General features: G+C 55.0%; 20 protein-coding genes and 1 tRNA gene. 12 read left to right on the plus strand and 9 right to left on the minus strand.

Annotation, left to right across the window (positions count from 1 at the left end; genetic code table 11):
* Positions 1–15 precede the first annotated feature (15 nt).
* Positions 16–1,050, plus strand: a complete 1,035-nt coding sequence (locus P9H32_RS08450) for a hypothetical protein (protein WP_322608459.1) — start codon at positions 16–18, stop codon at positions 1,048–1,050.
* 55 nt (positions 1,051–1,105) lie between these two features.
* Here P9H32_RS08450 and der read toward each other — a convergent pair whose 3' ends face one another.
* The 6 genes from der to P9H32_RS08480 all read right to left on the minus strand — a co-directional run bounded on the left by der (position 1,106) and on the right by P9H32_RS08480 (position 7,929).
* Positions 1,106–2,443, minus strand: a complete 1,338-nt coding sequence (gene der, locus P9H32_RS08455; protein WP_322608460.1) for a ribosome biogenesis GTPase Der — start codon at positions 2,441–2,443, stop codon at positions 1,106–1,108.
* 151 nt (positions 2,444–2,594) lie between these two features.
* Entirely contained in the window at positions 2,595–4,667 is a 2,073-nt protein-coding gene (locus P9H32_RS08460; RefSeq protein ID WP_322608461.1) for a M48 family metalloprotease, read from the minus strand.
* A gap of 3 nt (positions 4,668–4,670) precedes the next feature.
* Entirely contained in the window at positions 4,671–5,261 is a 591-nt protein-coding gene (locus P9H32_RS08465) for a LemA family protein (RefSeq protein ID WP_322608462.1), read from the minus strand.
* Between the two features lie 353 nt (positions 5,262–5,614).
* A complete protein-coding gene (locus P9H32_RS08470) occupies positions 5,615–5,911 on the minus strand; it encodes an HU family DNA-binding protein (RefSeq protein ID WP_322608463.1) in 297 nt (98 codons plus the stop codon).
* 295 nt (positions 5,912–6,206) lie between these two features.
* Positions 6,207–6,551: a P-II family nitrogen regulator gene (locus P9H32_RS08475; protein ID WP_322608464.1), complete on the minus strand. Its 345-nt coding sequence runs from the start codon at positions 6,549–6,551 to the stop codon at positions 6,207–6,209.
* A 73-nt stretch (positions 6,552–6,624) separates the two neighbouring features.
* Positions 6,625–7,929, minus strand: coding sequence for an ammonium transporter (locus P9H32_RS08480; protein WP_322608465.1), 1,305 nt, complete (start codon positions 7,927–7,929; stop codon positions 6,625–6,627).
* Positions 7,930–8,317: 388 nt separating this feature from the next.
* Between P9H32_RS08480 and P9H32_RS08485 the strand changes: the two genes are divergently transcribed.
* Both P9H32_RS08485 and P9H32_RS08490 read left to right on the plus strand, forming a co-directional pair.
* Positions 8,318–8,394, plus strand: a tRNA-His gene (locus tag P9H32_RS08485).
* A 56-nt stretch (positions 8,395–8,450) separates the two neighbouring features.
* The gene (locus P9H32_RS08490) at positions 8,451–9,113 is read left to right on the plus strand and encodes a class I SAM-dependent methyltransferase (protein WP_322608466.1); all 663 of its coding nucleotides are present in this window, start codon (positions 8,451–8,453) and stop codon (positions 9,111–9,113) included.
* 26 nt (positions 9,114–9,139) lie between these two features.
* Here the strand turns inward: P9H32_RS08490 and P9H32_RS08495 are convergent, their stop codons facing one another.
* Positions 9,140–9,343 (minus strand): hypothetical protein, encoded by a 204-nt coding sequence (locus P9H32_RS08495; RefSeq protein ID WP_322608467.1) that lies wholly within the window; start codon positions 9,341–9,343, stop codon positions 9,140–9,142.
* Positions 9,344–9,520: 177 nt separating this feature from the next.
* Here P9H32_RS08495 and P9H32_RS08500 point away from each other — a divergent pair, with 177 nt between their 5' ends.
* On the plus strand, positions 9,521–9,847 hold the full coding sequence (locus tag P9H32_RS08500; RefSeq protein ID WP_322608468.1) for a hypothetical protein: 327 nt from the start codon (positions 9,521–9,523) through the stop codon (positions 9,845–9,847).
* Between the two features lie 62 nt (positions 9,848–9,909).
* On the opposite strand, the gene P9H32_RS08505 is transcribed toward P9H32_RS08500, so the two are convergent.
* Positions 9,910–11,211, minus strand: coding sequence for an RsmB/NOP family class I SAM-dependent RNA methyltransferase (locus P9H32_RS08505; RefSeq protein ID WP_322608469.1), 1,302 nt, complete (start codon positions 11,209–11,211; stop codon positions 9,910–9,912).
* Between the two features lie 73 nt (positions 11,212–11,284).
* On the opposite strand from P9H32_RS08505, the gene P9H32_RS08510 reads away from it, so the two are divergent.
* Together P9H32_RS08510 and P9H32_RS08515 are read left to right on the plus strand one after the other, a co-directional pair.
* Entirely contained in the window at positions 11,285–12,445 is a 1,161-nt protein-coding gene (locus P9H32_RS08510) for a nucleoside-diphosphate kinase (RefSeq protein WP_322608470.1), read from the plus strand.
* A gap of 76 nt (positions 12,446–12,521) precedes the next feature.
* The gene (locus tag P9H32_RS08515) at positions 12,522–13,718 is read left to right on the plus strand and encodes an amino acid aminotransferase (protein WP_322608471.1); all 1,197 of its coding nucleotides are present in this window, start codon (positions 12,522–12,524) and stop codon (positions 13,716–13,718) included.
* A 57-nt stretch (positions 13,719–13,775) separates the two neighbouring features.
* Here the strand turns inward: P9H32_RS08515 and P9H32_RS08520 are convergent, their stop codons facing one another.
* Complete coding sequence (locus P9H32_RS08520; protein ID WP_322608472.1) at positions 13,776–15,536, minus strand: ABC transporter ATP-binding protein; 1,761 nt, start codon at positions 15,534–15,536, stop codon at positions 13,776–13,778.
* A gap of 181 nt (positions 15,537–15,717) precedes the next feature.
* On the opposite strand from P9H32_RS08520, the gene P9H32_RS08525 reads away from it, so the two are divergent.
* From P9H32_RS08525 to P9H32_RS08545, 6 genes are all read left to right on the plus strand, one after another.
* Positions 15,718–16,143, plus strand: coding sequence for an RrF2 family transcriptional regulator (locus tag P9H32_RS08525; protein WP_322608473.1), 426 nt, complete (start codon positions 15,718–15,720; stop codon positions 16,141–16,143).
* On the plus strand, positions 16,144–17,334 hold the full coding sequence (locus tag P9H32_RS08530; protein ID WP_322608474.1) for an FprA family A-type flavoprotein: 1,191 nt from the start codon (positions 16,144–16,146) through the stop codon (positions 17,332–17,334).
* A 10-nt stretch (positions 17,335–17,344) separates the two neighbouring features.
* The gene (locus tag P9H32_RS18085; protein ID WP_328517252.1) at positions 17,345–17,455 is read left to right on the plus strand and encodes a rubredoxin-like domain-containing protein; all 111 of its coding nucleotides are present in this window, start codon (positions 17,345–17,347) and stop codon (positions 17,453–17,455) included.
* Between the two features lie 102 nt (positions 17,456–17,557).
* On the plus strand, positions 17,558–17,722 hold the full coding sequence (rd, locus tag P9H32_RS08535) for a rubredoxin (RefSeq protein WP_322608475.1): 165 nt from the start codon (positions 17,558–17,560) through the stop codon (positions 17,720–17,722).
* Between the two features lie 93 nt (positions 17,723–17,815).
* On the plus strand, positions 17,816–18,154 hold the full coding sequence (locus P9H32_RS08540) for a hypothetical protein (protein ID WP_322608476.1): 339 nt from the start codon (positions 17,816–17,818) through the stop codon (positions 18,152–18,154).
* 68 nt (positions 18,155–18,222) lie between these two features.
* Positions 18,223–19,434, plus strand: a complete 1,212-nt coding sequence (locus tag P9H32_RS08545) for a TolC family protein (protein ID WP_322608477.1) — start codon at positions 18,223–18,225, stop codon at positions 19,432–19,434.
* The last annotated feature ends 1 nt before the right edge of the window (position 19,435 follow it).

Here is a 19,435-nt window from a genome sequence, read left to right on the forward strand (position 1 = left end):
TTGAGGAGGAATGAAATGTTACAGAACAGTATGAAGAAGAGCCTCGTTTGCGCTGGTGGAATGACGCTGTTGCTGGTTGCCGGGTGCACCACAAAAACCGTGGATCCGTGGAGTGAATGGCGGGAGAGCAGCAGGGCGCAGGTTTCACTTCAGCCGGAAGAGGGATATCCGGTGGAAATCCGTGCGCTGGGGATTGAGGAAAACTGGAAAACCTCGGAACGCCCGAAACCGATATTGGTCTCGGAACTTGCGGTCCAGTGCATCGTTGAAGAGGATGTGCGTTTCAGGCGGTCGCGCACCCACACCACCAAAAAACACATTCCTCTGGTCGGAAAACCCAGCACCGGAAATATCATTTCCTTCTATCTGGATATCGCCGTGAATATCGTTACGTATCCGCTGAGATGGAAATCATATGAATATAATTCCACGGACTATGATAACGAAAATGAAGAGAAGATTGAGCGCGAGACCGACGTACGCTGGATCAGTGCTGGCGATCTTCCCGTGGAGGAGCGTCCGTATGTTAATCTGCCGGACCTGAAAAAGAATGCTGCGCAAAGCTATAATAGCATGCGCTGGAATCTTTCCTCTTATGAGGAGGATCTGCTGCAGCTTTCAGCCTTGAATGTGGAAATCCGTCGACTGCTTTCCGAGGATCAGTGGGCCGTGGTGGCAACGAATACTGTGGAATTAAAAGCATATCAGCAAGCCATGACCGCTTACCGGAAACATCAGGAGCAGCTTGCCGTTGCCGAAGCAGAGCGTAAGGCGGAGCGCAGCCGGAAGATTGCCGGGTGGATCAGTCATGCGCGTGAAGAGCAGGAGGCCATCAGCCGCTTTGAGGAAAACGGGGAGTATAAAAAGGCGCTGGATGCTGTGTCGGATCTGTTGCGTTTTCTGAACCGGGACACCGGGTACGATTTTGAGATGGCGACATTGATCTACGAGGAAACCGGAATCACGGAATCCGAGCTGAAAGCACGTCGGCTCGAGCTGGCCGGTCTGGCCGGTGACCTCGATCTTTTGATGAAACTCCAGAGCGAATAATCTGTATCCGGTTCGGATACGCGCGTTTTCCAAGGTCTGGAAAACGCGTTTTTTTTTATCTTTGTTTCGGCCGCGAGCGCGCGACGAGCTTGATGTAGATCGGGGCGCCTTCCAACCCGAAGGCTTCGCGGAACTGGTTTTGCAGATAAGCCAGCCAGTTGGAGCGGGCGTTGGCTGGATCGTTCACGAAGACCTTGAAATAGATCGGGTTGGTTCCCGACTGTGTGGCATAAAAAATCTTGAGGCGTTTACCTTTGGCGATCGGCGGGGGATATTTGGCTACAGCCTGTTCGATTACCCGGTTGAGCACGCCGGTGGTGATTTCCGTGCGGGTCATGGCGGCGACATAGTCGATGGCTTCGACGGAGCGTTTGATGTTGTAGCCGCTTTTAGCGGAAACAAACAGCACCGGAGCAAAGCCCATAAACGGCAGTGCTTCGCGCAATGCCGGAAGATATTGGGTCTGCGTGATGTCCTGGTCCGCTTCTTCGGCGAGGTCCCATTTGTTGCAGAGAATCAGACAGCCTTTTTGGGCATCGATGATTTTAGCCGCTACTTTTTTATCCCGGCTGGTTGGCCCGGTTTCGGCATCAAGCACCATAATCACTACATCGGCCCGCTCAATGGCTTTATCTGTCCGGAGGTTGGAAAACCAGTCAACTGCGCCTTTACCGCGCGTATCTTTCTGTACGCCGGCCGTGTCAATCAGTTCATAGTGCCGGGCGCTTTCGCCTTTTCCGATGGTGAAAGGAACTTCGATACTATCGCGTGTTGTGCCTGGAATATCCGAGACGATCACGCGTTCGTCTTTGAGCAGCCGGTTGATATAAGATGATTTTCCCGCATTCGGGCGGCCCACCACCGCGACCCGCAGGGGATTCTTTTCGGTGGGATTTTTTTCCTGCGGTAGTTTTGGAATAAGCTCTTCCAGAAGAGGGCCGATGCCGCGGTTCTGAATGGCGGAAACCGCAAAAGTCGGAAAGCCGAGTTGGTCGAAATCGCAGATATTTTCCTCGCGTTCCGGATTGTCGGTTTTATTGGCTGCGAGCAAAACAGGCAGTCCGCTTTCATGAAGGATGCGCCCGACCTCTTCGTCGAGCGGAGTCAGTCCGGCGGTGATGTCAGTGACAAAGATAATGAACGACGCATCGGCAATGGCGATTTTCGCCTGCTCTTCCGTTCCGGCCACAATCCGGTCCTCGGAAACCTGTTTGTCGAAATGGCCCAGTCCGCCGGTATCAATCAGCTCAAACCGCTCGCCGTTCCAGTTGGCCTCGCAGGCCACTCGGTCGCGCGTGACGCCGACCTCTTCGTGCACGATGGATACCCGTCGTCCGATCAACCGGTTGAACAGTGCTGATTTTCCAACATTCGGCCGGCCTACAATTGCCACAACTCTTTTGCTTTTCGTCTCTTCCATAGCGCGAAGGGTGATACGTGAATCCGCTTCAGCGGTCAACGGGAAAGGGAAAAAGAATGGATTAATAAAGACGATAAGAAACGGATGGTTAACCCCGTCAGTGACGGTTCTGTATCCGGATATTTCATTGATTCATGCGGATGGGGGTGACCCAGGGCGGGACGGGACAGTCGAGGGTGACGGCGATGGCGCGGAAAAGTTCGACTTCTGAAACCGTAATTTCGTGGTCGTGCATCATGCAGGCAAGGGCGGCGGCGAGAAGTTCCTTTTTTACCTGGCTGGAGGATTCATTGAATTTGTTCAGCGCGGCATCAAGCCGGTCCCAGGTGCATTCCTCGGAATTTTTGAACTGCAGTTCGGTTTTCGGTTTCTGTATGACGGCTGCTCCGGCGAGAAAAGCGTCGGAAGCATCGGTTTCCGAGGGGTGGCATTTTCGGGCGAGGGCGGAAAGGACTGTCGAGGCTTCGGCGGCGAGGCCGCGGATGGCGTAATAATTGACGATCGGCCTCTTGGGTGTTTTTCCAAATACGGGATCGAGGTGATGTTTCAGTACGTGCTGGAGGGAAAATTCGAAAAGATCCGTTTTCTGATCGGCTGCGGCCAGCGCATCGACCACCTGCATAAATGCATCGTACTGATGTTCAGAAAGAAATCGCAAGGCGGGAATGGTGAGGTCCACGATCGGCAGGCGCAGGGCGGGATCTATTGTTCCAAGGCTTGGAAGTGCATTTTCCAGCGACTGGAAAACTTCAGGTTCGGCCATGTGTTCAATAATGTTCATCTGTGTGTTGAGAATTTCTTTGCGCGGATCGAGGAGAAGAAAATAAACGAGCATGCGTGCTCCGTAGGGAGTTGAAGCAGCTTCCCGCACCTGATCCGGGATGGAGGCGATGAGCATTTTGGCGGTTTCCACATGCTTTTCCATGGGTCGGCCGACTGATTCGAGCAGCTGGTGACCGTTGATCGGTTCGGGCGTGCGGGCTGTTTTGCGGGAAGCAGGCGGGCCGCCCGCGGTGCGGGGTGTGTCGCTGGCGGACGGACTGCCCTGCTGCCCGGAAGCACCTGTCCGGTTGTATCGATTCTGTGAAAGATCCGAAGATCCGTATATTTCGGAGATAGGCTGTGCCTGATCAACCGGGCGCGGAGCGCCTTCACTTTGGGCGAGCACCGTCGCGATGGAGTCGAGCGTGACCGCTTCATATTTTCCATTGAAGCCGGGTTCCAGCCATTGGATCCGCTGCTTGAGCGGCGGGTGGGTCGAGAACAGACTGCGGACGCCGCTGCCGAAAAACATATGACTGGCCTGTCCGGCCTGTGGACAGTTGATGCGGGAGCCATGGGCGAGACCGCCGATCTTTTTCAGAGCCGATGCGAGGCCGCCGGGATTCCGTGTAAACTGAACGGCCGAGGCATCGGCCAGTCGCTCGCGGTGCCGGGAGATGGAGGCTTTGATCATATTCCCGAAAAAATAGCCGGTGAAACCGACCGCCAATAGAATCAGTGCGGCAGCCAGAATGGGGAAGGCCAGTTTCGCGCCGTTGCGCGAACGGCCGATATCGCCACTGAAATGCAGCAGCACCCGCCCGGTGAGGCCGATGATCAGCAGCCCGTGCAGAAAACCGATCAGCTGAATATTCAGGGCCATATCCTTATTGAGAATATGGCTGAATTCGTGAGCAATCACGCCCTGCAGTTCATCGCGGGTGAGGCCGGTCATGGTACCGTAGGTTACCGCAACGACGGCATCGTTGGTGCCAAAACCGGCGGCGAAGGCATTGATGCCTTTTTCGCGCGGCATCACATAAACCGGCGGAACGGGAACGCCGGAGGCAATCGCCATCTCCTCCACCACATTACGCAGGCGGCGTTCATAAAAGTCTTCGGTCGAAGGTAGAATCTCGCGCCCGCCGAGCAGGGTGGCGACCGATGAGCCGCCGCCGCGCCGAAGTTCCGCAATTTTCAGGGCGGCTCCGCCGAGTACCACCATCAGCGTGACACCGCATACGCCGATAAAGAGTTCCGGATACCACCCCTGAAAATCCGGTGGGACGGTGGCCTGTGCGACTTTGTAGAAGTGCCAGAAGACGACCGGCAGGAAATAGACGAGCAGAATGCTTCCGGCCACTGCAATGGAAAACTGTGCAATCAGCAGCAGCGTGCTGCGCCGGGCCTGATCCTGTCGGGCAAAGAAATCCATCGATTAATCAAAGCTGACTTTCGGTGCTTCTTTGACGGCTTCGTCTTCGACTTCAAAAAGTACAGCCGGTGCAAAGTTAAACATGCCGGCGATGATGTTGGAGGGGAAGACTTCGCGTTTTGTATTGTAGACCGTGACGGCGTCGTTATAGGCCTGCCGCGCGAAAGAAATTTTATTTTCGGTGGAGGTCAGCTCCTCAGTCAGCTGCATCATGTTCTGATTGGCCTTGAGATCCGGATAGGCTTCGGAGAGTGCGAACAGTTTGCCCAGCGCTCCGGTCAGCATGCCTTCCGCGCCGAGCAGTCCGGCCATCGCTCCGGCATCGCCCGGATTTGCGGCGGCGGCTTTGCCTGCAGAGGCGGCCTGGTTGCGCGCCTGAATGACGGCTTCGAGGGTTTCGCGCTCGTGCTCCATATAACCTTTGGCGGTTTCAACGAGATTGGGAATCAGGTCGTAGCGGCGTTTCAGCTGCACATCGATCTGGGCAAAAGCGTTTTTAAAGCGGTTACGCAGGACCACGAGACCGTTGTACATCCCGACGGTCCACAGTATCAGCACCACGATAAGTCCGAGCAGTACGAGTAAAGCAATCATGTCCTCTCCTTGGTTAACGTGACGGCATAGTAGGTAAAGCGCCGCACGATTTCACTTATAAAAGCGAAAGTGATTTGTAATTCATTTGCTTATATCAAATGCTGCATTGAACTTATGAAAATGGCTTGTTCCTCTTTTTTCACTGAATGATCCGCTGCTTACGGAATCCGACAGATCAGGAAATTATTCAGCGTCGGAAACGGGTCGTAGAGCCTTCTAAAATAAAAATCTCTCCGATAACCGGTTTGTTTCGGGTCGATTTTTAAGATCCCGTAGTAGGCTTCAGGCATGATATGCCTCCACAAAAAAAGGAGCCGCACGGGCTCCTTTCAACTTTTTCCGTACCGCGCCGGTTATTTCTTTTTCGGCGGAACGATTCCGTCCTGACAGGCTTTGAGGGTTTTAATTTTTACGACGGTTTTGGCAGCGATTTTGATCGTTTCACCGGTGGCCGGATTACGGCCTTTACGTGCTTTGCGGCGGGTTTTAGTGATTTTTCCAATGCCCGGAATGGTGAATCCATCTTTGGATTTTCCACCTTTATAGGCCTGAGTGACAAGCGATTCGAGTGCGGCTTTGGCCTGAACCTTGGTGATGCCGGCGTCGTCGGCCATTTTAGCGATGATGTCACTTTTAGTTGCTGCTGCCATTTAATTACTCCTTTTATGATGTGTGGCTTTCTAGCGGATGTCGTCTCCGCCCTTCGGAGGAGTAAGCATCCTTGCGCAAAGGTATAGAAGATTCGTTCGCCCTTCTGCAAGGGCATAAGTGCTTTGAAAGGAAGTTTTTCTGCTTTTCTGTTTCAGAATCTTCAATGCGGGCGGGGCAATCGGCATATACATCCTGCGAAAGGCTAATAAAATCAGGTGCCGACGGATGGAAGTGCTGTAAAAAAAAAGAGCATCCCGGAAAGGACGCTCTTTTTTATTTCCAATGATTGGAAGGTTAAATGGCTTCGTTTCCGCGCTCGCCGGTGCGAATGCGGACGCACTCTTCCAGGGGGGTAATGAAGATTTTGCCGTCGCCGACTCTTCCGCCTTCACCGTGACGTGCGGATTTAAGGATGGCATCAATGGCCGGTTCCACAAAATCCAGGTTTACGGCAATTTTAATTTCCACCTTGGGGATCAGATTCGGGGCGACGGGGTGCCCGCGGTAGATCTCGGTGCTTTCCTGACGGCCGTGGCCGTCAACGCGGGTGACGGTGATGCGCCCGATTTCGGCGGCGGTGAGCGCCTCGCGGACTTCGTCGAGTTTATCTTCCTGTATAATGGCTGTAATCAATTTCATGCGTGAAAATTCCTTTAATTGGGCCGAAGGTCAAAAAGTCGCAGGTCGACAGACTTTTTAACCGGGGACCGTTTTATGAGTTGAGGTTCACCATACCGTAGCCGCGTTCGGAGTGGAGGCTGTGATCCATGCCGGCGCATTCTTCGTCTTCGCTCATTTTAAAGCCGAATACTTTGTCAACGAATACGACGAGGATGAAGGTCATAATGCCGGCATAGGCGAGGGAGACGAGGCAGCCTTCGATCTGGACCCAGAGCTGATGGGCCATGGAACCATCAATCGTGCCGGGACGCAGAACAAAGGTGAGGCCGATGGCTCCCCAGAGGGCGGCGACGCCGTGGATGCCGAAGACGTCGAGCGTGTCGTCATAGCCGAGTTTGTTTTTCATCTCAATGGCAAGGTAGCAGAGGACCGAAGAGACGAGGCCAAGCACCAGCGCACCCCAGGGTTGCACGGCTCCGGCGGCGGGGGTGATGGCCACGAGACCCGCGAGTACGCCGGAAACAAAGCCGAGCGTGGAAACTTTCTTATGCAGAATGCCTTCGAGGATCATCCAGGAGAGAGCTCCTGCGGCAGCGGCCACCTGCGTGACGGTGAGCGCCTGGGCGGTGACGAGGCCGGAGGCGACGGAGGAGCCGGCATTGAAGCCGAACCAGCCGACCCACAGCAGGCCGGCACCCATCATCGTCATGACGAGGTTGTTGGGGTGCATGGCGGTTTTGGGATAGCCGCGGCGCGGGCCGAGGTAGAACGCGCAGACGAGGGCGGCCGCGCCGGCGGAAATATGAATAACCGTGCCGCCGGCAAAGTCGATGGCGCCTTTTTGAAAGAGGAAGCCGTCTTCGGCCCAGACCCAGTGGCAGAGCGGATTGTAAATCAGCAGGCTCCACAGCGCGATAAAGATGCAGTAGCCGCGGAATTTGACGCGCTCCGCAAAGGCCCCGGCAATCAGCGCCGGAGTGATGATGGCGAATTTGCCCTGGAACATGGCGAAGACATATTCCGGGATGCCGCAGTCCATGATGGTCTCATCGATCCCCTTGAGCAGAAAATAGTCGGAGTTCCAGCCGCACCAGCCACCGAGGATGCCGGAGCCGAAGCTCATGGCATAGCCGCAAATCATCCAGAGTACACCGACAATCGCCATGGCGGCGAAAGAGTGCATCATGGTGCCGAGTACATTTTTAGTACGCACAAGGCCGCCGTAGAACATGGCCAGGCCGGGAACCATCAGCAGCACCAGGCCGGTAGAGGTTAACATCCAGGCTGTGGTTCCGGTATCCACTTCGGGTGATCCATCGGCCGCGCATACGGTACCGGTCGAGCACAGCAAGGCCATGAAGACCGCCGCAAGGGCCGTCCGTTTAGATTTCTGCATTCTCTCTCTCCTGTTGATGATATGGTTGATTCCACCGGTTCTGCGGGGTTCTCAGGTCCGCCCGGATTGGAATCAATAAAAAGCGGAGCTTTCGTTGCACGATTTATGCCACGGCAGTGGGGGTACGGCGCAACATGCATAGAGCAAGTGGGTTACAACGGTTTGGATTGGATTTTAAAACAAAGGGATGCCCGATTAAATGACAGTTGTGTTCTGCGAGCTACATATATGTTGGCTTCCGGGGAAGGCGAACCGGCGGGGTTTTGGCCTTTCCTCAGGCTGGAAAAGAGCCCGCCGCGGGGCGGTCGATTTGAGGTGAAATGGATATTTGCAAAGAAAACGGTTGATTTTCCGCCCGTTCCCGCTATCTTCTTCGCTCTTTCAGTTGGTGATTGTAGCTCAGTCGGTTAGAGCGCCTGGTTGTGGCCCAGGAGGTCGCGGGTTCGAATCCCGTCTTTCACCCCAGTTTTTCCAGGCTCCTTTACAGACGTAAGGGAGCTTTTTCTTTAGGTTCATCATCTGTGAACGATCTGCGTAAAAATCAATTCAGTTGCCCGTTGTGCGAAAACCCGGACGGTGAACGGTACTATGAAGACGGTGCGCGGCTGTATGTGCGGTGTGGTCAGTGTGCGCTTATTTTTGTTCCGGAATCGTTCTGGCTGAGTGCGGCGGAGGAGAAAGCGGAATATGACCGGCATGAAAACGGGGTTGACGATCCGGGGTATCGTAAATTTCTTTCGCGGCTGGTGATTCCAATGCTTGGAAAACTGGCACCGGGGCAGCACGGGCTGGATTTCGGGTGCGGGCCGGGGCCGGCACTTTCGATGATGATGCAGGAGGCGGGACATCGAATGACGGTTTATGATCCGTTCTACGCGGATAGCCCCGAGGTCTTGGAAGCGACCTATGATTTTATCTGTACGACGGAAGTGGTAGAGCATCTGTGCGATCCGCGGAGGGAATTTACCACGCTGTTTTCCTGTCTGAAGCCCGGCGGCTGGCTGGGCATTATGACCAAGCTGACGCGGGATGACCGCAATGCTTTTGCGAACTGGCACTATATCCGCGATCGCACCCACATCTGTTTTTATCACCGGACGACATTTGAATATCTCGCAATGTCTTTCGGAGTCTCGGTCCGGTTTATGGGACCGGACGTGATTCTGATGCAGAAGCCGGTCTGAAAACGGTATGCCGTTTCAGAGGCAGATCAATTGGGATTGTTGAATTCATCCTGCCAGATCCAGACGCGCTTGGTGCTTTTCACTTTTTCATCGGAGTTGGAACCGAATTTGTTCCCTGCTGCGGCGTTGGCACCGCGGTTTTTCGGGGAGTCGTAATAGGATCGGGTTACACAGCCGGAAAGGCCAAGGGTAAAGGCGGACAGGAAGCACAGGATAATCAGTTTTTTCATTTCAGTTCCTTGTTTAAAATGTCGGGTTGCGGTGTGCATTTTGTGTTTTTGCCGGGATGATACAGGATAAATGCCCGCAGTTAACCTTTTCTGTCTGAGGTGCTTGATTTTCCAGACACTGGAAAAAAATGAAAGCCGATTTTCAAACGGTCTTCTTTTGGTTATCTTGTCGCGCTTATGGAACAGGATCCGAAAAACCAACTTGATTTTAACTTTGCCGCCGACGATTTGCTCGAATTTCCCCGGGATCTCGGTGAGGAGGGCTGGTTCCAGTTTAACAATGAAAAAAAAGCGGCGTTCCAACGGGTGGAAAAAAAGTTCGGCATTGTGCTGAATAAAAAAGTCCGGTTACGCTTACGCGGCTGGGACGAAGAGTTCACCGGTCGCCTTGTGCTCGATGCCCTCACGCTCCCGTCACCGTGCGCTGAAACTGTGGCGTTGCGTCTCGGGAATCAGACTTTCGAAAACACGGATATTGAATCGCTGCAGGTGATCGAGGATTAGAAACCGGGTATTCCCGCGGAAGAGCACCGAAAAGATCGGCACATCGCTATTTTCTTCCGAGGCTATTCAGCCCGTCTGAGGCGGGTAATAAACATGCCGTCGCCGGGGCACTCCCAAGGCCATATCTGTAACTGACCGTCGGTCTGTTCGCCGGTCAGCGGGTTGAGGAACGGCTCAGGTTTGAAATCGTCGTGTTGATCTAGAAAGTTCATAACGACTTCTTCGGTTTCCGGGCGGGTAAAGGTGCAGACGGCATAAATCAGCAGTCCGCCGGGCTTAACACACCACTTGACATTGTTCAGGATTTTGAGCTGGCGGGTTGCGCATTGGATCACATCGCGGCGTGAGCTGCGCCAGCGGGCATCCGGATTGCGGTTCCAGGTTCCCCAGCCGGAGCAGGGGGCATCCACCAGTACGCCGTCGAAGAGTTTCGTAAACGGTTCGTCGGTCGTGGCATTGAACGGTTGTGTGCGTATGCCTCTGATCCCATATTTACGGGCCCGTTTTTTCAGTTCTTTCAGGGCGGGAATGCGGACATCGGTGGAGAGAATTTTTCCGTCTCTCATCAGGTCGGCCAGATGGAGGGATTTACCGCCGGCTCCGGCGCAGCAATCCCACCAGTCGCTGCCCTCCTTCGGATCGGCAATCAGGCCGACGCATTGTGATGCCAGGTCCTGTACAACGAACTGGCCGGAATAATCGCCCAGCAGATGCTGGAGACTGATGCCGGGATCGACGGAAACGGCGGCTTCAACCTTATCGTGCATTCCGCTGGACACGCCTTTTTCGGCGAGTGCGGTGGTAATGGTTTCTGCATCGGACCGCGTCCGGATCCAGGCGGGAGGGCGCTGCTGGAAGGAGCGGATACAGGCTTCTGCTTTTTGGGGGTCAACCACGCTGCCGAACTCCGGGAGCACCAGATCGTTCAGTTCCAAAGGTTGGAAATCCTCCAGATCGGCCAGGAGAGCGTTAAGTCGTTCGCACTTTTGTTCCGGGGTCAGTCCGCCCATGCATTCCACCGGGAAGGGAAGGTTCAGCCGTTTTTCCAAATAGTGGAAACTCTGGGAAAGTGCTGTAGACTCGAGGGCATTGCCCAGCAGGCAGGCTTCGGAGGGATTGAGTCCGATTTTATGTACGGTCCAGCCATACCAGCGGAAATAAGAAAAGACGGCTTGCGCCAGAAACCGACGGTCGCGCGAGCCGAGTTCGCGTCGCGAGCGCAGGAAACTCTGCAACAGTAAATCGGCGGGCCGACCTTCGTCTATCACGAGTGTTGAAAAGCCGGGCAGAATCTCTTCAAGAAGTTCTGCGTGACGCCGGACTACCTTTTCCGGAAGGGGTTTTTGCTGGGAATCTTTATCCATAAAGTCGCATTTGGGGGTTGAGCCTGTAAAAATTGAACGGTATGAAGTGCACCAATTCTTTAGGAGGATGTAAATGTCAAAGGAACTTGGATATGTTTTGGTTACTCCGTACACATTACGTAAGTCACGTACTGGCGGGGTGTTGGGTCGCCTGATGAGCAGGACGGGCCTGGATCTGGTTGCGGCACGGATGATCGGTCCGAGCACCGAACTGGTTAAACGGTACGCGGATCTGATCCGCAGCGAGGATGAAGTCTGGCCCGAAATTCGCGAAGTACTTTCGGATTATATCGAACGCGAAATGGTTCCGATGGAAGACGGTCACGTGCATCGTGTACTGATGCTGTTGTTCGAAGGTGAAAATGCCGTACAGAAACTGCGCGATGCCATCGGCGGATTTGAAGATTCCATCGAAAGCGCGGATACGATCCGCGGTACGTTCGGCGACTATATTAAGGACCACGAAGGAAATGTGACGTATTTCGAGCCGGCGGTCCTCGCGGCTCCGACCGTTGAAATTGCGAAGAAGACCATTGGCCTCTGGGCGGAGTTTTCCGAAGAAGACGGCGGAATTCTGGATAACACCATTCGTATGGCCGACGAAAAAGATGCCGAGCAGGCACTGGTTATCATTAAACCGGATAACTTTACGTTCCCGAGCTCGCGTCCGGGTAACATCATGGACATTTTCTCCCGCACCGGATTGCGTCTGATCGGCACCCGGGTGCAGAAAATGAGTCTGGCACAGGCACAGGAGTTTTACGGTCCGGTTCAGAACGTTCTGCGTGAAAAACTGGGCGGCCGTGCTGTGAATAAAGCCTGCGAAGTACTCAAAAATGAGTTTGAATTTGAAATGCCGGACGAGGTGCGTGAAGCGCTCGAAGGCACACTGGGGCCGGCATACGGCGACAATCAGTTCTACAGTATCATGCAGTACATGACCGGTCTTTGGGCTCCGGATGTGGATGCAGATGCCATCGGCGATGAAGGGGTTGCGCGAAGTATGGTGCTGGTTTATGCCGGTGATAATGCCATTGAGAAAATCCGCGGAATTCTCGGTCCGACAGATCCCAGCAAGGCGGAGCCGGGTTCGGTCCGTAAGGAATACGGCACCGACATTATGGTCAACGCCGCGCACGCTTCCGATTCGCCGGAAAATGCACAGCGTGAAATCGGCATTTTGAAAGTGGCCGAAGACACCATTGCGCGCTGGTATAACCAATATTATGCGTAATGCATGAAAATGTAAGCCGGGCACAGCGGTGCCCGGCTTCATTGTATCCATCACTCACCATTACGGAGGAAAGAACATGTGGAAAGAAATTGAAGCCGCTCCGGCAGATGCAATTCTCGGACTGACCGAGGCGTTCAAAAAGGATAAAAATCCCGGCAAGGTCAATCTCGGCGTCGGCGTTTTTAAAGATGATGCGGGGACTACCCCGATCCTGAACTGCATCAAGACGGCAGAGAAAAAGCTGGTCGAGACGGAAACCACAAAGGGCTATCTTCCAATTCCCGGAAATCCGGCCTATGGTGCGGGCGTCCAGAAACTGCTGTTCGGTGCGGACAGCGAAGTGATCCGCTCTAATCGGGCGGCCACGCTGCATACCCCCGGCGGAACCGGTGCGCTGCGCACCGGGGCCGACCTGCTGAAAAAATTTAAACCGGCGGCGAAAGTCTGGGTCAGCACACCCACCTGGGCCAACCATAAAGGGATCTTCACTGCTGCCGGCTACGAAATTGCCGATTATCCGTACTACAATGCAGAAACCAAAGGCGTGAAATACGATGAGCTGATTGAAACTCTGGAAGGTGTTCCGGCCGGTGATGTCGTGTTGATGCATGTCTGCTGTCATAATCCGACCGGAGTTGATCTTGTGGGTGAGCAGTGGGATAAGGTGGTCGAGATTGCCAAAGCCAAAGGCTGGACGCCGTTCCTCGACTTTGCTTATCAGGGGTTTGGCGACAGCATTGAAGAAGACCGCGCGGCAGTTGAAAAGTTTGCCGCTGCCGGAATCGATTTTGTGGTGGCGAGTTCATTCTCGAAAAACTTCGGTTTGTATAATGAACGAACCGGCGCATTCACCATCGTGACGCCTTCTGCGGAAGAAACGGCTGTTGCGCTCAGCCATGCGAAGCTGACTGTACGGGTGAACTATTCCAATCCGCCGGCGCACGGAGGACTGGCGGCGCTGACCGTGCTGGCCGATGATGCGCTTTATGAACAGTGGATCGACGAAGTGGCCGGTATGCGCGACCGAATCAAGGCCATGCGTGCAAAGCTGGTCGACGGTCTCGTGGCACGCGGTGTTGAGCAGGATTTCTCTTACATCAAGGAACAGCGCGGCATGTTCTCTTTCAGTGGACTCTCGGATGACATTGTGGAGTGGCTGAAAGTGAACAAGTCGATCTATATCGTGAAAGGCGGCCGCATCAATGTGGCGGGCCTGACCTCGAAAAATATCGACTATGTCTGCGATGCGATTGCTGAAGCGCTGAAGGCGTAAGTCACTTTTTCATTCAGGACATGCAGAGCCCGGCCTCATCCGCCGGGCTTTTTTGGTTCAGTGCTGGAGCTGCTGCATTTCGTAGAAAAGGCCGCGGCGGTCGAGCAGTTCCTGATAGGTGCCGGTTTCGGCTATGCGGCCGTCTTGCATGACAACGATGCGGTCGGCCTGCCGAATGGTGGAGAGGCGGTGGGCGACAATGAAGGTGGTACGGTTCTGTACGGCGCGGTCGATGGCTTCCTGGACCAGTTTTTCGGAAACGACATCGAGGGCGGAGGTGGCTTCGTCCAGAATCAGGATTTTTGGATTCCGGATCAATGCCCGGGCGATGGCAATGCGCTGGCGCTGGCCGCCGGAGAGGCGGGCCCCGTCTTCGCCGATTCGGGATTCGAGGCCTTCGGGAAGTTCTTCGATGAATGCGGTGAGGTTTGCGGCCGCGAGCACTTCGTTTAGTTTCCGGTCGGAGACCTTGTTCAGTCCATAGGTGATGTTTTCGCGGATGGAGCCGGAGAAGAGTACGGTTTCCTGCGGAACCACGGAGATAAACCGGCGGACGGTGCGCATATCGAGTTCGGCCATATCGGTGCCATCGAAGAGAATACGTCCGGCGGAAGGACGCAGAAACCCGATGAGAAGCTGGATGAGTGTGGATTTCCCGGCTCCGGATGCGCCGACCAGCGCAATGCATTCGCCGGCGGAGACGGGCAGGGAGAATTCGGACACGCTGTGGTGGTCGCTGTTTTCGTAGGTGAAATGAACCTGATCAAATTCCACACGCCCGTCGAGTGCGGTCAGTGCTTTACGGCCGGTGTCCTGTTCAATGTCGGGACATTCGAGCACTTCACCGATGGAACGGATGGATTCCATTCCTTTGGCGATTTGGGGGATCATACCGAGCAGTTGACTGACGGCGGTAACCAGCATGGCAAACAGGCTTTGGAAAAGAATGATCTCACCAGCGGAAATCCGGCCTTTTGTGCAGAGCCAGCTGAGTACCGCGAGGGCTACAATGAGCGAGAGATGGAAGGCGGCCCAGGAAGAGGAGCCAAAAAAAGCATTGATGAAATCCAGCTTGAGGCCCTCGCGGCTGACCGCGCTGAAGGTGGAGCGGGAGCGGCTGATGGCGGTATCTTCCAGCCCGTGTGCACGGGCAATGGGGATCATGTTGAGCATTTCAACCGTTTCGGAGGACATCTGTTCAAGTTCCGAGCGGTAGGAGGTGTTCTGCCGGTTGATGCGCCGGCGGAAGAGCGCGGTGATGCCGACGGAAACCGGCACCATGAGCAGATAGAACAGCAACAGCTGCGGAGCACGGATGGCGGTCAGGATGACCGCGAAAAGAAACCCGACGATGATCGACATACCGATTTCGCCCAGCATCATGCAGAGCGTTTGAATCTGTTCCGCATCGCGCAGGACTTTGGCCTGCAGCCGGCCGGATTCGGTGCGGCTGTGAAATGGAATAGAGAGGTGCTGAAGCCGTTCCGCCACTGCGCCGCGAATTCTGTTTTCCATTTCGCGCACCGCTTTCCCCAGCAGATAGATGTAGGCCGTGTGGGAAAATATATTCTGAAAAACCGACAGAGCCATCAGGCCGAACCAGAGCGGCAGGCGGTCGACCTGTCCATCGCTTTCGGTAAATGTATTGATGATTTCGGTTATAAAAACCGGCAACAGGCAGACCGGAAGATATTTAAAGCCGAACAGCACCGCGATAGCGAGATAGTGGTACCAGCGGCGGTTCAGCAGATAAAACATCGTTTTCAGCGGTCGGCTGCTGTGATAAGCATATTCAAGCGGTCTGGGCGTCGGGTTCATGGGCGGGTGTTATACGTTCTCAATAGAAGGTTTTGGAGCAGTTTTTAGAGGAATCTGGTTCCGCCCTGCCGGAAATGAAGGGGAGTCTGCCGGTCCGTTTTTGATATTTAGATGAAGTCTAAATGGATCATCCGGCCCGGTTTCGGTAAACAGGTACGCCATTGCTTATTCAGGAAAAGATATGGCAGATATCATAAAAATTTCGGATGCAACGGCGCTGGCGATGCATTCACTGGTTCACCTGGCGCTTCAGCCCGACTGCATTTCCACCACGGCCAAAATTGCCGATGTGTTCGAGGCTTCGCGTCATCATTTGGCCAAAGTGCACCAGAAACTGACGAAGGCCGGTTATGTGAACTCGAGTCGCGGCCCTGCCGGCGGGGTTTCACTGGCCCGGGATCCGGCGGCGATTACGTTGCTGGAGATCTACGAACTGATGGAGGGGGAAATGCTTTGCAAGCCATGTCTCTTCGGAAAGTCGAGATGTCCGCGCAATGACTGCGTGCTGGGGGCGCTTCTGCCGGGGCTGGCGCGGCAGGTTCATGATTACTTTCAAAAAACAACGGTTGCGCAGCTGGCGCAGGAATCTAACTGGGGAACTGACTGAATGAATACCGAACTACGCAAAGGGATCAACTGGGTGGGCTACATCGATTGGACGGTCCGTGACTTCCACGGCTATAAAACCGAAAGCGGATCCACCTATAACGCCTATCTGATTGAAGATGAATATAATGCCGTGATCGATGGCGTGAAGGGGCCTTATGCTCAGTACCAGATTAACCGCATTGCGGCGCGGGTGGATCTGGAGAGCATCAAATATGTGGTCTGCAACCATGCCGAACCGGACCACTCCGGAGGCCTTCCGGATCTGATGAAGGCCTGCCCGAATGCCGTGATGGTCTGCAACGCCAAATGTAAAGATGCGCTGGAAAAACATTATGATACCTCGGCGTGGACCTGGCAGACGGTGGATGACGGCGATACGATTTCGCTGGGGAAACGCTCTCTGACGTTTATCAACACCCCGATGGTGCACTGGCCGGAATCCATGTTCACGTTTGTTCCTGAAGAAAAGCTGCTCTTTTCAATGGATGCTTTCGGCCAGCATTTTGCCACAGCCTTCCGGTTTGACGATGAAGAGCCGCTGGATGTGATCATGCATGAGGCGAAGGCCTACTATGCCAATATCGTGATGCTCTACGGACGGCCGATTGCCCAGACGCTGGATAAGGCGGCGGAGCTGGACATTGAAATGATTGCCCCGAGCCATGGTGTCATCTGGCGCAGCCATATCAAGGAAGTGCTCGAAGCCTACCGGCAGTGGGTGGTCTGCAAGCCGGAGCCGAAGGTGATTGTGCTCTATGCCACGATGTGGGGCGCCACCCGCCAGATGGCGGAAGCGATTCTTGAAGGGGTGCAGGAACATGAAGTGGAGGCCCGTTTTTATTCTGTAGATGCCACGCACTCCACCACTATTGCCACGGAGGTGCTCGATTGTGCGGCGGTGGCAATCGGATCTTCGACGCTGAATAATACACTGATGCCCAATATGGCCGGTCTGCTCTGCTATCTGGGCGGCCTGCGGCCAACCGGAAAAAAAGGCTTTGCCTTCGGTTCATACGGCTGGTCCAAACGCGGCGGCGCGACCGAGGTGGAAGATCGAATGAAGGATATGAAAATCGAACTCATGCGCGAGCCGATCCGCTCTCAGTATGTGCCCACCCCCGAACTCCTTGAAAAATGTCGTGAAGCGGGGCGCGAATTAGGCAAATATGCCGAGCAATATAAAGATTAAGGAGTTCACCATGAAATGGGTATGTACGGTATGCGGACACGTTCACGAAGGCGATGAGCCGCCGGAAACCTGTCCGCTCTGCCATGTTCCGAAAGACCTTTTCGAAAAGAAAGAGGACTAGGTGCCGTCGGCCGCAAGGTTGAATTTCTCACGAAAATCACCTTGCGGCCTGTCGAAAAGACAGGGATATTCAAACCGATTTTTTGAACCAAGGAGTATAGGCATGAAGAAATATATCTGTGATGTATGTGGGTGGATCTATGATCCGGAAGTCGGTGATCCGGACAGCGGAATTGCACCGGGCACGCAGTTTGAAGATATTCCGGACGACTGGGAATGCCCGGAATGCGGCGTCGGTAAAGACGACTTTTCCGTTATCGAAGACTGAGCGGTCTGATCCTGAACTCGATAACCGTCCTGAGATACGCAGGGCGGTTTTTTCTTGCACCCATCGCTGGAAATATAGTCAAACTCAGGCCGTATGAATGGATTGAAACACATTCTGGTTGTGATCGCGCTGCTGTTTTCGGCATTGCCGTGTATTCATGCGGAAGATCAGGCGTGTCAACCGCATGAAAAAGACGCATCGCAGCAACTGTTCCCGTTTCATGTCTGCGGCTGCCATCACTGTGATGAGCTGGCCTGTTCAGAAGAACTCGACGCTGAGACGAGCACGGTATCCGTTACGGTGGCGGTTGAGCCGCTGCCGCAGGCGGTCATTCTTTACGTTTTCACCGAAACGAAACCGGTCCTTCGGCGGGCCACCTCCCCGGTATACAGTGCACTTACGGCACTGAAAATCGTTCATCTCCTGATTTGAGATTTTCCAGAGCGTACGTACGCCGCAGGCGTATTCCCTTTGGAACGATTTTAAATCAGGAGAACATCATGAAACACCTTATTTTGCTGTTGAGCGGCGTGGCGGCCGTCGGGTTCGCTGAGCCCGGGCAGCCGTCCTTATCCCTGGATCAGGCGCTGGAAATGGCGCGGATTCATTCGCCGAAGCTGAAGGCCGCACGCCTACAGACGCAGGCCGCCGGCGAAGCGGTTAACGCTTCCGGCCGGTGGAAAAATCCCGAACTCGATTTCGAGGCCGAAGGCATCGGCGGCGACCTCGACGGCTTTGACGACACCGAATATACGCTGGCGCTGCGTCAGACCTTTGAGCGCGGGGGCAAACGGAAACACGGCCGCGCGGCGGCGGAACAGGCGGCGGTTGCGGCTTTTCAGGCCGAAGCGGCGAATGAGCTGGCGCTGCTGGCCGAGGTCCGGCAGGCCTTTATTGAAGCCGCGGCGTTGCAGGAAACGGCCAAGGTCCGGGCTGAACAGGAAAAGCTGGCGGCTGAATTCGTCGAGGTGGCGAAGGAGCGCTTTGACGCCGGCGGGGCCTCGGAGCTGGAGCTGCTGGAGGCGGAGCTGAGTCAGGACGAAACGGCGATGGAACGCATGGATAATGCGGGTGAGCTGAAGACCGCGCGGATCCGGCTGGCATCGCTGATCGGTATTCCCGTGGTCGAAACGGGGCGGTTGACGGCGGACTATTATACCCTTCCAGTCCCTGGAATCCGCGCCGTGACTGAAGCCCACCCGCTGCTTCGGCAGCGGGCCGCGGAAGTGGATGTTCTGCGCGCGGAGGCGGCGCTGGCGGGAGCGGCTGATGCCGCGGATATCACGCTGGGCGCGGGGGTTCGGTATCAGGCGCTGGACGACGAGAACACCTTTGTGTTCGGCGCCTCGATTCCGCTTAATTTTGTGCGGAGCGGCAAGGCGGCGCAGTCCGCGGCGCTGACCCGGGCCGAGGCGCTGGCGGCGGAGGGCGCAGAGCTGCGGCGCCGGCTTCAGCAGGAGCTTTCGGTTCTGCTCTCGGCCTACACCAATGCCCGGCAGGATGCTGAAATGACCCGCGACCGGCTGATCCCCAAGGCGGAACGCGCCTATGAACTGAGCAAGGCCGGCTATGACGTCGGCCGCTTTTCGTGGATCGAGCGGATCGCCACGCAGCAGCATCTGGCTGAAATCCGCATCCGCTATATCGAGGCCTTGAGGGAGGCGCATCTGGCGCTGGCCGAAATTTCCCGTTTCATGCAGGAGGACATTTAAA

It is taken from the genome of Pontiella agarivorans, from assembly GCF_034531395.1.
Taxonomy (GTDB): Bacteria; Verrucomicrobiota; Kiritimatiellia; order Kiritimatiellales; family Pontiellaceae; genus Pontiella; species Pontiella agarivorans.